This window comes from Frigoribacterium sp. PvP054 (genome assembly GCF_040547465.1).
Lineage (GTDB): Bacteria > Actinomycetota > Actinomycetes > Actinomycetales > Microbacteriaceae > Frigoribacterium.
Genome location: NZ_JBEPPU010000018.1, coordinates 1 through 12,758, shown reverse-complemented (window position 1 = coordinate 12,758; position 12,758 = coordinate 1). Strand labels below are relative to the sequence as shown.

The following is a 12,758-nucleotide window of genomic DNA, read 5'->3' as shown; positions in this document are numbered from 1 at the left end:
ACCTTGGAGCCCATGGCCACGCCCACCAAGTCGACCGCGCGTTCGCGCTCGTCGTCGCGCGCGTCGCAGACCTCCGGTGCCACGAAGGCGACCACGAGGCTGCCCGCGGCCCGTCGACCCGACCCCGTCAGAGAGGGCCCGGGTCCGCTCGTCTCGGCGTGGATGGGCCTCGCCCACCTGACCGGTGGGGCGTTCCGACTGCTGGGCAAAGAGTCGCTCGCCAAAGACGAGCGTCGTGACGGCGTGCCGTTCCTGCTCGTGCTCCTCGCCGTCGCCGGCGCGGTCGTCGAATGGCTCAACCCCACCAGTCCGCTCGCGGTGGGCTTCGACGCCTACACGTTCGGCGGGTTGGTGGGCCGGGTCGCGTACGCCCTGCCGGTCATCATGGTCCTCTTCGCCGGCTGGTTGTTCCGACACCCGGCCTCGGTGCACGACAACACGCGCATCGGCATCGGCCTGGGGCTCTCCATCGTCTCCATCAGCGCGCTCTGTCACATCTTCGGCGGTCAGCCGGAGGCGGCAGAAGGACTCCGCGCCCTCGCCACGGGCGGCGGGGTTCTCGGCTGGGTCGTGGCGTCGTGGCTCGTCGCGCTCGCGACCGAGTGGGTCGCGGTGCCGCTCGTCGTCGTCCTGCTGGCCTTCTCGCTCCTGATCATCACGAAGACCCCGCCGAACCGCATCCACCGCCGCCTCGGCGAGCTGTACTCCTACCTGTTCGGCGAGACGACGTCGACGTCCTCCTCGGCCGGGGGAGACCCCGACCTCGTCGACCTGGCCGAGTCCGAGTCCCTGCCCTGGTGGCGGCGGAACAAGGACCAGCGCGAGGACGACCCGGCGTACGACACCCCGCTCGTCAGCGCGGGCGAGACCTCGCCGACCGAGACGCCCGGCCGACGCCGCCGCAAGAAGCCGGTCTTCGAGCCCGGTGCCGACGACGCGGGTGCGGCTGCCGACACCGGGGTCGACGATCGCCCCACGGCTCCGACGGACGTCTTCTCGGCCGATCTCCTGGGTGACCTCGACCGCGCCGAGGACGCCGTGCGCGCGCAGGGCTTCGACGTGCCGCCGGCACAGCCCACCGCGTCCACCACCGTGCTGCCGTCCGTCCCCGCCGAGCCCGTCGGTGAGAGCGACGCCGCCGCCGACTTCCTCGCCGTCGATCCCGACGAACCGGCTCCACCGTCTCTCGACGAGGTCGACGACGGTGCCGAGAGCGCCCCGTACCGGCTCCCCGCCGTCTCGAGCCTGTCGGTGGGCGAGCCCGCCAAGGCCCGCAGCGAGGCCAACGACGCGATCGTCGCGGCCATCAGCCAGGTGCTCGACCAGTTCAACGTCGACGCCAAGGTCACGGGCCTCAAGCGCGGTCCGACCGTCACCCGGTACGAGATCGAACTCGGCCCTGGCGTCAAGGTCGAGCGCGTGACCGCCCTGACGAAGAACCTCGCCTACGCCGTGGCGTCGAACGAGGTCCGCATCCTGTCCCCGATCCCGGGCAAGAGCGCGATCGGCGTCGAGATCCCCAACACCGACAAAGAGATCGTCGCCCTCGGTGACGTGTTGCGGTCGTCGGCCGCCTCCAAGAGCGTCCACCCGTTGACGATCGGCGTCGGCAAGGACGTCGAGGGCGGCTACGTGGTCGCCAACCTGGCCAAGATGCCCCACCTGCTCGTGGCCGGGGCCACCGGCTCCGGCAAGTCGAGCTTCATCAACTCGATGATCACGTCGCTGCTCATGAGGGCCAAGCCCACCGACGTGCGCATGGTGCTCATCGACCCCAAGCGCGTCGAACTGTCGATCTACGCCGGCGTCCCCCACCTGATCACACCCATCATCACGAACCCCAAGAAGGCCGCCGAGGCGCTGCAGTGGGTCGTGAAAGAGATGGACATGCGGTACGACGACCTGGCCAGCTTCGGCTTCCGCCACATCGACGACTTCAACCGTGCCGTGGTCGGCGGCGAGATCGTCCTCCCGGCGGGCAGCCAGCGCAAGCTCAAGCCCTACCCGTACCTGCTCGTGGTGGTCGACGAGCTGGCCGACCTGATGATGGTCGCGCCCCGTGACGTCGAGGACAGCATCGTCCGCATCACCCAACTCGCCCGCGCCTCCGGCATCCACCTGGTGCTGGCCACCCAGCGTCCTTCGGTCGACGTCGTGACCGGCCTCATCAAGGCCAACGTGCCGTCGCGTTTCGCGTTCGCGGTCTCGAGCGTCACCGACTCCCGGGTCATCCTCGACCAGCCGGGTGCCGACAAGCTCATCGGCCAGGGCGACGGACTCTTCCTCCCCATGGGAGCCTCCAAGGCGATGCGCGTCCAGGGCGCGTGGGTGCAAGAGAACGAGGTGGCCCAGGTCGTCGCCCACGTCACCCGCCAGGCCCGACCCGACTACCGGCCCGACGTCGCGGCGGTGGTCGAGAAGCGCGAGATCGACGGCGACATCGGTGACGACCTCGAACTCCTGCTCGCCGCCGCCGAACTGGTCGTGAGCACGCAGTTCGGTTCGACCTCGATGCTGCAGCGCAAGCTCCGGGTCGGTTTCGCCAAGGCGGGTCGCCTGATGGACCTCATGGAGTCGCGAGACATCGTGGGTCCCTCCGAGGGTTCCAAGGCGCGTGACGTGCTCGTCACGACCGAGCAGCTCCCCGGCGTGCTGGCGAAGCTGCGTGGTGGGGACGCAGGCGGCGCGCCCGTCGCGGGCGGCGCCTCCTCGGTTCCTGCGGCGCCGTCGCGAGGCGGAGCCGGCGACTACGACGACGACCCTGTCGAGGCCATGACCCGCGGTCTCGCGGAAGACGACGACGCCGGCAGCGAAGACGCCTGGCATCTGACGGGCAGGGACTAGACGATGACTCAGCACGACCCCTCCGGCCCGGCTGCCCCGCGCTCGGCCTTCTCGTTCCGGGGAAGGGTCGCCTCCAAGGGGCCGGGACCGGCCAGCACGGGCAACATCGCGAACGTGATCACGGTCGTCCGCATCCTGATGGCGCCCCTGTTCATCGCATGGCTGCTGATCGACGACGGTGCCGACGGGTCCTTGCGCGTCTGGGCCGCTGCTCTCTTCGTCGTGGCCATCCTCACGGACAGCCTCGACGGCATGCTCGCCCGCGGGCTCGACCTCGTCACCGACTTCGGCAAGATCGTCGACCCGATCGCCGACAAGGTGCTGATCGGCGGAGCCCTCGTCTCCCTCACGATCCTCGGTGAGCTCCCCTGGTGGGTCACCGTCCTTATCCTCGTCCGCGAGGTCGGCATCACGGTCTACCGCTTCGCCGTCCTGCGCGACCGTGTCATCCCGGCGTCCCGGGGTGGCAAGGTCAAGACGGTGCTCCAGGCCGTCGCGGTCACCCTCGCGCTGTTCCCGCTCTGGAACGTCTTCGGCGAGGGCATGCACTGGGTGAACGGCGTGTTCATGACCGCCGCGACGGTCGCGACGCTCGTGTCCGGCGCGGACTACATGCGGGTGGCCCTCCGGCACGGCAAGGCCGACGCGTGACCCAGGCCTCCGACCTCGTCGCCGAGCTGACGGGTCGTCGCCTGACCGTGGCCGTCGCCGAGTCGCTGACCGGCGGCGCCCTCGTCTCCGAGCTCGTGTCGGTTGCGGGTGCGTCGGCGGTCGTGCGAGGCGGTGTGGTGGCCTACCAGACCGAGCTCAAGCACACCCTGCTCGGTGTGGATCGAGACCTGCTCGCCCGTCACGGGCCGGTGCATGCCGACGTGGCCGAGGCCATGGCGAGCGGGGTCCGCGACGTCCTGGCCACCGAGGGCCGCCCGGCGGACATCGGACTCGCGACGACGGGTGTCGCCGGGCCCGACCCGCAGGGTGGGCACGACCCCGGGACGGTCTTCGTCGGGCTCGCCTGGCCAGGAGGCACGCGGGTCGTCCGACTCGCCCTCGCCGGCGACAGGCAGGCCATCCGAAACGCGACCGTCTCCGAATCCCTGACAGTCCTCGGTCGGTGGTTGGCCGAGACGAGGGAATAGCCGGCGTTTCGGTCTCGTTACAACTCCCGAGTTCACAACAGGTGCACAGATCCTCATGGCTACAGTCGTGGTCAGTCGGTCAGAGCACCAATCCCGTCGTCCCCCACCTGAGACCATCCCGTCAGGTGGGTCGTTCCCGAAGGAGGGTCCCATGGTCCTGGTACGTCAAGAAATCGGCGACGTCCTCCGCGACTTCCGTCTGCAGAAGGGCCGCACCCTCCGCCAGGTCGCGAGCAAGGCGAGCGTCGCCCTCGGTTACCTCAGCGAGGTCGAGCGTGGTCAGAAAGAGGCGAGTTCCGAGATCCTCGCGTCGGTCGCCGACGCGCTCGAGACGCCCATCTCGGTGATCATGCGTGAGGTCGGTGACCGCATGGCCGTCATCGAGGGACTCAACCCCATCCCCGACACGCTTCCCGACGACCTCGTCGCCGAGTTCGATTCGGATCTCGCGGTCCGTTGACCTGCTGACACGACGTCCGACGCCCCCGGCTCATGCCGGGGGCGTTCGACGTCGGGGGTAGTCTCGTCTGATGCGCAAGAGCGAGTTCGCCCGGGCCGTCGAGGACGAGTTCGGCGACGTCTACGGTCGTGTCCTCACGCGCGATCTCGTGATCCAGTCGTTGGGCGACCGGACGGCGGACGAAGCCATCGCGCAGGGGGAGTCGCCCCGGGACGTGTGGCTGGCCCTGTGCGAGGCCGAGGGCGTGCCGGTGCCCCGGCGCCACGGGGTCGGCCTGCCCGAGCCGAAGAACTGACCACGATCTCGTCGACCGTGTGTTCGACACGCCGAGGTCGATCGGTCGAACACGTGTTCGGGTGGGTGATAGCGTCCTCCACAGAGACGTAGACCGTCGAGTTCTGCACCTCGGGCCCTGCTCGCCATCGCGATGTCGGGGGTGGCCCGTAGCGTTCCTCGCATCGACGTCCCGCGTCACCGGCAGAAGCCGGTGACATCAGCCTTGTCGCAACGACGACGACCTTGTACCACCGGTCGGCGGCGACGCGACAGCCTACAGGCGCACGGACGACCACCACGAAGGAGAACGACATGCCCTCAGCAGCAGACCGCGAGAAGGCCCTCGAGACGGCTCTCGCCCAGATCGACCGACAGTTCGGCAAGGGCGCCGTCATGCGCCTCGGCAGCGACGACCGTGCTCCCGTGGCGGTGATCCCCACCGGCTCGATCGCCCTCGACGTCGCCCTCGGCATCGGCGGCATCCCGCGCGGACGCATCGTCGAGATCTACGGCCCCGAGTCGTCCGGTAAGACGACCCTCACCTTGCACGCCATCGCCAACGCCCAGCGCAACGGTGGCATCGCCGCGTTCATCGACGCCGAGCACGCGCTCGACCCCGAGTACGCGAAGAAGCTCGGAGTCGACATCGACGCGTTGTTGGTGTCGCAGCCCGACACCGGTGAGCAGGCACTCGAGATCGCCGACATGCTCGTCCGCTCGGGGTCCATCGACCTCGTCGTCATCGACTCGGTCGCCGCCCTGGTGCCCCGTGCCGAGATCGAGGGCGAGATGGGTGATTCGCACGTGGGCCTGCAGGCGCGCCTCATGTCCCAGGCGCTCCGCAAACTCACCGGCGGGCTCAACCAGACCGGCACCACGATGATCTTCATCAACCAGTTGCGCGAGAAGATCGGTGTCTTCTTCGGCAGCCCCGAGACCACGGCCGGCGGAAAGGCGCTGAAGTTCTACGCGTCCGTCCGTCTCGACATCCGCCGCATCGAGACGCTGAAGGACGGGACCGACGCCGTGGGCAACCGCACTCGCGTCAAGGTCGTGAAGAACAAGATGGCGCCGCCGTTCAAGCAGGCCGAGTTCGACATCCTCTACGGAGTGGGCATCTCGCGTGAGGGCAGCCTCATCGACTTCGGCGTCGAACACGGCATCGTCCGCAAGTCCGGGGCGTGGTACACGTACGAGGGCGACCAGCTCGGTCAGGGCAAGGAGAACTCGCGCAACTTCCTCATCAAGAACGCAGCGATCGCGCAAGAGATCGAGCAGAAGATCCTCGCCAAGCTCGGTGTCGGCGGCGCGAAGCCCGTCGAGGCACCCGTCGAATCGATCGAGGCCAAGATCGCCGCCCGAAAGGGCGCATGACCTCGCGCGACGAGGACGGCGGCGCGTCGTCGGGACCGTCCGACGACGGTGCCGCCACCGCCCGCCTCGCCCCGGTCACGCCCCTCTTCGGTGCGGCGACCGACGGGGCGCGATCGACGCCTGCCCCAGCGGCCCCCGACGGTGTCGACCACCCAGGCCGGTCCGCGTCCGACAAGGAGGCCGTCCTGACGGCCATCAGTGCCCACTGGGTGGGCGACGACGCTACTGCGGCCGCCTCCGTGGCGGATCATCCGTCGGCCCGAGGGGCCCGGTCGGGGGCTGCCGGCCGTCCCAAGGCCACGGGCTTCGACGAGCAACCCGACGACGGGCCCGAAGACCTCGAGGCGCAGCGTCGTCGCGCCGAGAACGTCAGCCTGCACGCCCTGTCCCGTCGGGGGGTGTCGTCGCACGAGATGGAGAAGCTCCTCCGATCGCGCGATCTCGACGAGTCCGTGGTGTCCGACGAGATCGAGCGTCTCGAACGCGTCGGACTGCTCGACGACGCCGAGCTCGCCGCGACGCTGGTCCGGGCCAAGCAAGAACGGAAGGGGCTCGGTCGAGGGGCCGTGACGTCCGAGTTGAGGGCTCGGGGCATCGACCCGGCGGTCATCGACGAGGCACTGGCCGAGACCGACGACGACGAAGAACAACAGCGTGCCGACGAATGGGCGCGGAAGCGAGCCGGGTCGTTGCGTGGTCTCGACCGCGAGACGGCCGAGCGACGGCTCAACGGCTACCTGATGCGTCGGGGCTACCGCTCCGAGGTGGTACGCCGGGCGGTCGAGAAGGCCCTTCCCCGCGGCGGGAGCGCCCGCGGCGGGGTCCGCTTCGAGTGACCGGCTCGGGGGCGGCGGCGATCTACACTGAGTCACCATGACGACGGTCGCCACCATCCCCACCGCCTCGCGCGTCGAGGGTACGGCCCGCACCTACGAGGTCCGCACCTTCGGTTGTCAGATGAACGTCCACGACTCCGAGCGCCTGAGCGGCTCCCTCGAGGCGGCGGGTTACGTCCCGGCCGACGGGGGCGAGGCCGACATCGTCGTCATCAACACGTGTGCCGTCCGCGAGAACGCCGACAAGAAGCTCTACGGCACGTTGGGCACGCTCGCCGGGCAGAAGAAGAAGCACGGGGGCATGCAGATCGCCGTCGGTGGCTGTCTGGCCCAGAAAGACCGGGACGTCATCCTCGACAAGGCGCCGTGGGTCGACGTGGTCTTCGGCACCCACAACATGGGTGCGCTCCCCACGCTGCTCGAGCGGGCGCGCCACAACGACGAGGCGCAGCTCGAGATCCTCGAGTCGCTGGACGTGTTCCCCTCGACCCTGCCGACCAAACGGGACTCCACCCACAGCGGTTGGGTCTCGATCTCGGTGGGCTGCAACAACACCTGCACCTTCTGCATCGTGCCCTCGCTCCGGGGCAAGGAGAAAGACCGTCGCCCCGGTGACGTCCTGGCCGAGGTGACGTCACTCGTGGACGACGGAGCCGTCGAGGTGACCCTGCTGGGCCAGAACGTGAACTCCTACGGCGTCGAGTTCGGCGACCGCCTCGCCTTCGGCAAGCTGTTGCGAGCCGTCGGGGCGGTCCCGGGGCTCGAACGCGTCCGGTTCACGAGCCCCCATCCCGCGTCCTTCACCGACGACGTGATCGCCGCCATGGCCGAGACGCCCGCCGTCATGCCCCAGCTCCACATGCCCCTGCAGTCGGGTTCCGACCGGGTGCTGAAGGCCATGAGACGCAGCTACCGCAGCGAGAAGTTCCTGGGCATCATCGACCGCGTCCGAGCAGCCATGCCGAACGCCGCGATCAGCACCGACATCATCGTGGGCTTCCCCGGCGAGACCGAGGAGGACTTCGCCGAGACGCTCCGGGTGGTCGAACGCTCGAGGTTCGCCTCGGCCTTCACGTTCCAGTACTCGATTCGCCCCGGCACTCCGGCCGGCGAGATGGCCGACCAGATCCCCAAGGCCGTCGTCCAGGAGCGGTTCGAGCGCCTCACGGCCCTCCAGGACCGCATCTCGGCCGAGGAGAACCGCCGCCAGGTCGGTCGCCGGGTCGAGGTCCTCGTGGCCGCGGACGGGGGCCGGAAGGACGGCGCCACCCACCGTCTCTCGGGGCGGGCGGAAGACAGCCGACTCGTCCACTTCGAGGTGCCCGCCGGGCGGGAGGTGCCCCGCCCCGGTGACGTCGTCAGCCTGCGGGTCACCGACGCCGCGTCGTTCTTCCTCCTGTCCGACGGCACCGGTGCTCCCGACCCGCTCTACGAGGTGCGTCGAACGAGGTCGGGCGACGCGTGGGATCGTGCGCAGGCCGCGTCGTGCGGGGTGCCGTCCACGGGTGACGCGACCGGCGCCTCCCCGGCTCGGCCTGCGAGGGTGAGTCTCGGCCTGCCGACGCTGAGGGTGGCGACCACGCCGATCTACAGCACGACCGACGACCTCCGCTGACGTGCTGGTCGCGATCGTCGGGGCGACCGGCACGGGAAAATCCGCGCTCTCCCTCGAGCTCGCCGAGGCCCTGGCGGCCCGGGGGCAGCCGGTCGAGGTCGTCAACGCCGATGCCATGCAGCTGTACCGGGGCATGGACGTCGGCACCGCGAAACTGCCGGTCGCCGAACGCCGGGGCATCCCGCACCGCCTGTTCGACGTGCTCGACGTCACGGACGAGGCGAGCGTCGAGTGGTACCAGCGCGAGGCCCGGGCGGCCGTCGACGACATCGTCGGGCGCGGGGCCGTCGCGGTGCTCGTGGGCGGCTCGGGGCTCTACGTCTCGAGCGTCCTCTTCGACTTCCGGTTCCCGGGCACCGACCCCGTCGTCCGGGCGCGGTACGAGGCGATCGCCGACGAGCGAGGGGCCGGCGCGCTGTACGACGTGTTGGCTGGGCGCGACCCGACGTCGGCGGCGTCGATCGGGCGGTTCAACGTGCGCCGACTCGTGCGCGCCCTCGAGGTCGCCGACCTCACGGGGCGCCCGCTCTCGGGCACGCTGCCCGAGTCGTCGGCACCTTGGCGACCGTCCACGGTGTTCGGCGTCGCCGAGGAGCGTCCCGTCCTGGTGCAGCGCCTCGACCGGCGGGTCGAGCGGATGTGGCAGGACGGCCTCGTCGACGAGGTGCGGGGGCTCCTGCCCCGAGGTCTCGAGCGTGGCGTCACGGCCGGTCGCGCGATCGGCTACGCCCAGGCCGCGGCTCAGATCAGGGGAGAGCTCACCGAGCCCGAGGCGATCGAGGCCACCGCGGCCCTCACGCGACGGTACGCCCGGCGACAGGCCAGTTGGTTCCGCCGGTACGACGGCGTCGAGTGGTCCCGTTCGGGCGACCCTCAGGCCGTCGAGCGGGCCGTGGCTAGACTCCTCGGGTGACGACCACGCTGCAGTTCACCAAGGGGCAGGGCACGGGCAACGACTTCGTCCTGTTCACCGATCCCGACGCGACCACCGACCTGACGCCCGCCACGATCCGTGCCCTGGCCGACCGTCGGTTCGGCGTGGGCGGCGACGGCGTCATCCGGGCCGTCCGCACGGCCGCCCTGGCGACCGAGGCGGGCCTGCTGGACGACGAGCCACGCGCCGAGTGGTTCATGGACTACCACAACGCCGACGGCAGTCCCGCCGAGATGTGCGGCAACGGCATCCGCGTGTTCGCGCGGTACCTGGTCGAGCGAGGGCTCGTCTCGATGGGCGACGACGACGTGCTGGTGGTCGGCACCCGGGCCGGTGCGCGCGAGGTGCGCCGCGACGGAACGGGGTTCCGCGTCGACCTGGGCCCGTGGCGTCTCGGCGACGACGACCCGGTGGTGCGGGCTCGGCAGCTGCACGCGGCGCGCCCCGGCCTGCCGATCTCGGTCGGCAATCCGCACGTGGTCGTGGCCCTGGCCGGTGACGACGAGCTCGACGGCCTGGACCTGACCTACGTGCCGATCATCGAGCCGGCTCCTGCCGACGGGGCGAACGTCGAGTTCGTCGTCCCGGCCGACCCGCTCGTCGTCGACGGTCTCGGGCGCATCCGCATGCGCGTGCACGAACGGGGCAGTGGCGAGACCCTCTCCTGTGGCACCGGCGCGGCCGCGGCCGCCCTGGCCACCCGGCACTGGGCGGGTGCCTCCGCCCCGGACGGCTGGCTGGTCGACGTCCCCGGCGGGGTCGTGGGCGTCTCGATCAGCCACCACGCCGACGGCGAGCACGTCTCGCTCAGCGGGCCGGCCGAACTGGTGTTCACGGGGGCACTCGAGATCTGACGGACGGCACCGTCGGCACGATCCGGTCGCACCCGGCGGCCGGGGTCAGCGCGCGGAGGCGACCCGTCCGGCGCGCAGGACGCGGTACCCCTTGCTGGTGGAGGCGCGGGTCACCTCGACGACGTCCGGCATCGTCTCGGCGATCCATCGCTGCAACGAGTCCGCACCCAGGTTCTTCTGCACCACGAGCCAGGCGTCGGCACCGTCGTCGAGGCGGGGCAGCCACCGCTCGAGCAGCGAGTGCAGTTCGGCCTTGCCGACCCGGATGGGCGGGTTCGACCAGATGGTCGCGAAGCGCAGGTCGTCGGGAACATCGTCGGGGGTCACGGCGTTGACGTTCTCGAGGCCGACCGACCGCGCGTTCTCGCGCACGAGGTCGAGCACTCTCTCGTTCACGTCGACGGCCCAGACCGTCGCGTCGGGTGACGACAACGCGAGGCTCAGTGTGATGGGGCCCCACCCGCACCCGACGTCCAGCAGATGGCCCGTCTCCGGCGGCGTCGGTGTGCCCGCCAGCAACACCGCGGTGCCCGGGTCGACGCGGCCGGGGCTGAAGACCCCGGCGGCGGTGGTCAACGTCAGTTCTCGTCCCGCCAGGACGACGTCGATCGTCCTGGGCTTGGCCGCACTGCCGGGCTGGGGTGAGAAGTAGTGCTCGCTGGCCATGCTCGTCAACCTACCGAACATCGGCGGGGACGTCGTTCCCCGCTCCCCGCACACCGAAAGGGTTAGTATCACCCCGATGACAGACCACACCACGACACCGCTCGACCCCGAGCGGAACGACCAGCCCGACGACGTCGTCGCGCGCGTCCTCGATCGTGCGGCCCAGAGGGCCTCCGCCTACACGGTCTTCTCGCCCGCGCAGGCCATCCAGACGCGGTCCCTGCACGACGGAGGGTCGGACGGCGACCAGTCCGAGCGCGACGACCGGCAGGCCCTCCGCCGGGTCGCCGGCCTCTCGACCGAACTGCAGGACGTCACCGAGGTCGAGTACCGGCAGCTGCGTCTCGAGAACGTCGTGCTGATCGGCGTCTACTCGCAGGGGTCGCTCCAGGACGCCGAGAACTCGCTCCGAGAACTCGCCGCACTGGCCGAGACCGCGGGTGCCGTCGTGCTCGACGGCCTCCTGCAGCGACGACCGAACCCCGACCCGAGCACCTACCTCGGCAAGGGCAAGGCCGAAGAACTGCGCGGGACGGTCGCGGCCCTCGGCGCCGACACCGTCATCGCCGACACCGAACTGGCCCCCAGCCAGCGCCGTGCCCTCGAGGACGTCGTCAAGGTGAAGGTCATCGACCGCACGGCCGTCATCCTCGACATCTTCAGCCAGCACGCCAAGAGTCGTGAGGGCAAGGCGCAGGTCGAGCTGGCCCAGCTCGAGTACCTGCTGCCGCGCCTCCGCGGTTGGGGTGAGTCGATGTCGCGACAGGCCGGTGGTCAGGTAGGAGGCGCGGGTGCCGGAATGGGCAGCCGCGGCCCTGGTGAGACCAAGATCGAGCTCGATCGGCGCCGCATCCACACGCGCATGGCCCGGCTGCGTCGGCAGATCAAGGAGATGAAGCCCGCGCGGGACGCCAAGCGGGCGAACCGTGACCGCAACGAGGTGCCCACCGTCGCCATCGCGGGCTACACCAACGCGGGCAAGTCGAGTCTGCTGAACCGTCTCACCAGTGCCGGCGTGCTCGTCGAGAACGCGCTGTTCGCCACCCTCGACGCGACGGTCCGCAAGAGCTCGACGGCCGACGGCCGCCCGTTCACCTACGCCGACACGGTCGGGTTCGTCCGCAACCTGCCGCACCAACTGGTCGAGGCGTTCCGGTCGACACTCGAAGAGGTCGAAGCGTCCGACGTCATCGTGCACGTCGTCGACGGGTCGCACCCCGACCCGGCCGCCCAGCTCGCCACCGTGCGTGACGTCATCGCCGAGGTCGACGGTCGGGACATCGCCGAGATCGTCGTGTTCAACAAGAGCGACCTCGTCGACGCCGACCAGCGTCTCGTGCTGCTCGGCCTCGAACCGACGGCGGTCTTCGTCTCGGCGCGGACGGGCGAGGGCGTGGACGAACTCCTCGCACGCATCGCGTCGGTCCTGCCCGAGCCCGAGATCGAGCTCGACCTGCTGGTGCCCTACGACCGCGGCGACGTGGTGTCACACCTGCACGACTCGGGTCGTGTCGTCAGCACCGACTACGAAGAGGACGGCACGCGGGTGCACGCCCGGGTCTACCCGAGCGACGTCGCCGGGCTGACGGAGTACGTCGCCCCGGCCACGGCGGTCCGCTGACGCCCTTCCGGTCACGCCCCACACGACGTCGCGGCGGGGCCCCCCCCGGGGGGGCCCCCCCCCCGGGGGGGGGGGGCCCCCCGGGGGGCCCCCCCCCCCCACACCCCCCCCCCCCCCCCCCCCACCCTTCCACCCCCCC

At 70.5% G+C, this 12,758-nt stretch carries 12 protein-coding genes; 11 read left to right on the top strand and 1 reads right to left on the bottom strand.

What is annotated here, in order from left to right:
- Positions 1–12 precede the first annotated feature (12 nt).
- The 10 genes from ABID81_RS14935 (at position 13) to dapF (ending at position 10,332) form a co-directional block, all read left to right on the top strand.
- Positions 13–2,844 (top strand): FtsK/SpoIIIE family DNA translocase, encoded by a 2,832-nt coding sequence (locus tag ABID81_RS14935; RefSeq protein ID WP_354595572.1) that lies wholly within the window; start codon positions 13–15, stop codon positions 2,842–2,844.
- 3 nt (positions 2,845–2,847) lie between these two features.
- Complete coding sequence (pgsA, locus tag ABID81_RS14930; RefSeq protein WP_354595571.1) at positions 2,848–3,495, top strand: CDP-diacylglycerol--glycerol-3-phosphate 3-phosphatidyltransferase; 648 nt, start codon at positions 2,848–2,850, stop codon at positions 3,493–3,495.
- On the top strand, positions 3,492–3,983 hold the full coding sequence (locus ABID81_RS14925; protein ID WP_354595570.1) for a CinA family protein: 492 nt from the start codon (positions 3,492–3,494) through the stop codon (positions 3,981–3,983). The genes pgsA and ABID81_RS14925 overlap by 4 nt, the downstream gene beginning before the upstream one ends.
- 151 nt (positions 3,984–4,134) lie before the next feature.
- Positions 4,135–4,443 (top strand): helix-turn-helix domain-containing protein, encoded by a 309-nt coding sequence (locus ABID81_RS14920; RefSeq protein ID WP_043596680.1) that lies wholly within the window; start codon positions 4,135–4,137, stop codon positions 4,441–4,443.
- Between the two features lie 70 nt (positions 4,444–4,513).
- On the top strand, positions 4,514–4,738 hold the full coding sequence (locus ABID81_RS14915) for a DUF3046 domain-containing protein (protein WP_354595569.1): 225 nt from the start codon (positions 4,514–4,516) through the stop codon (positions 4,736–4,738).
- A gap of 293 nt (positions 4,739–5,031) precedes the next feature.
- On the top strand, positions 5,032–6,093 hold the full coding sequence (recA, locus tag ABID81_RS14910; RefSeq protein WP_354595568.1) for a recombinase RecA: 1,062 nt from the start codon (positions 5,032–5,034) through the stop codon (positions 6,091–6,093).
- A complete protein-coding gene (locus ABID81_RS14905) occupies positions 6,090–6,929 on the top strand; it encodes a regulatory protein RecX (protein ID WP_354595567.1) in 840 nt (279 codons plus the stop codon). Before recA ends, ABID81_RS14905 begins: the two co-directional genes overlap by 4 nt.
- Positions 6,930–6,966: 37 nt before the next feature.
- On the top strand, positions 6,967–8,544 hold the full coding sequence (gene miaB, locus ABID81_RS14900; RefSeq protein WP_354595566.1) for a tRNA (N6-isopentenyl adenosine(37)-C2)-methylthiotransferase MiaB: 1,578 nt from the start codon (positions 6,967–6,969) through the stop codon (positions 8,542–8,544).
- 1 nt (position 8,545) lies between these two features.
- On the top strand, positions 8,546–9,457 hold the full coding sequence (gene miaA, locus ABID81_RS14895; RefSeq protein ID WP_354595565.1) for a tRNA (adenosine(37)-N6)-dimethylallyltransferase MiaA: 912 nt from the start codon (positions 8,546–8,548) through the stop codon (positions 9,455–9,457).
- Positions 9,454–10,332, top strand: a complete 879-nt coding sequence (dapF, locus tag ABID81_RS14890) for a diaminopimelate epimerase (protein ID WP_354595564.1) — start codon at positions 9,454–9,456, stop codon at positions 10,330–10,332. The genes miaA and dapF overlap by 4 nt, the downstream gene beginning before the upstream one ends.
- Before the next feature lie 45 nt (positions 10,333–10,377).
- Here dapF and ABID81_RS14885 read toward each other — a convergent pair whose 3' ends face one another.
- Entirely contained in the window at positions 10,378–10,998 is a 621-nt protein-coding gene (locus tag ABID81_RS14885) for a class I SAM-dependent methyltransferase (RefSeq protein WP_354595563.1), read from the bottom strand.
- Positions 10,999–11,074: 76 nt separating this feature from the next.
- Between ABID81_RS14885 and hflX the strand changes: the two genes are divergently transcribed.
- Positions 11,075–12,619 carry a GTPase HflX gene (gene hflX, locus ABID81_RS14880; RefSeq protein ID WP_354595562.1) on the top strand — a complete coding sequence of 515 codons (1,545 nt, stop codon included), beginning with the start codon at positions 11,075–11,077 and terminating at the stop codon, positions 12,617–12,619.
- Positions 12,620–12,758: the final 139 nt, after the last annotated feature.

Excerpts from the sequence above, each read along its gene's own strand:
- ABID81_RS14905 (WP_354595567.1), top strand. The coding sequence starts at position 6,090 with ATGACCTCGCGCGACGAGGACGGCGGCGCGTCGTCGGGACCGTCCGAC.
- ABID81_RS14885 (WP_354595563.1), bottom strand. The coding sequence starts at position 10,998 with ATGGCCAGCGAGCACTACTTCTCACCCCAGCCCGGCAGTGCGGCCAAG.
- miaB (WP_354595566.1), top strand. The coding sequence starts at position 6,967 with ATGACGACGGTCGCCACCATCCCCACCGCCTCGCGCGTCGAGGGTACG.
- recA (WP_354595568.1), top strand. The coding sequence starts at position 5,032 with ATGCCCTCAGCAGCAGACCGCGAGAAGGCCCTCGAGACGGCTCTCGCC.
- ABID81_RS14915 (WP_354595569.1), top strand. The coding sequence starts at position 4,514 with ATGCGCAAGAGCGAGTTCGCCCGGGCCGTCGAGGACGAGTTCGGCGAC.
- hflX (WP_354595562.1), top strand. The coding sequence starts at position 11,075 with ATGACAGACCACACCACGACACCGCTCGACCCCGAGCGGAACGACCAG.
- ABID81_RS14935 (WP_354595572.1), top strand. The coding sequence starts at position 13 with ATGGCCACGCCCACCAAGTCGACCGCGCGTTCGCGCTCGTCGTCGCGC.
- pgsA (WP_354595571.1), top strand. The coding sequence starts at position 2,848 with ATGACTCAGCACGACCCCTCCGGCCCGGCTGCCCCGCGCTCGGCCTTC.
- ABID81_RS14920 (WP_043596680.1), top strand. The coding sequence starts at position 4,135 with ATGGTCCTGGTACGTCAAGAAATCGGCGACGTCCTCCGCGACTTCCGT.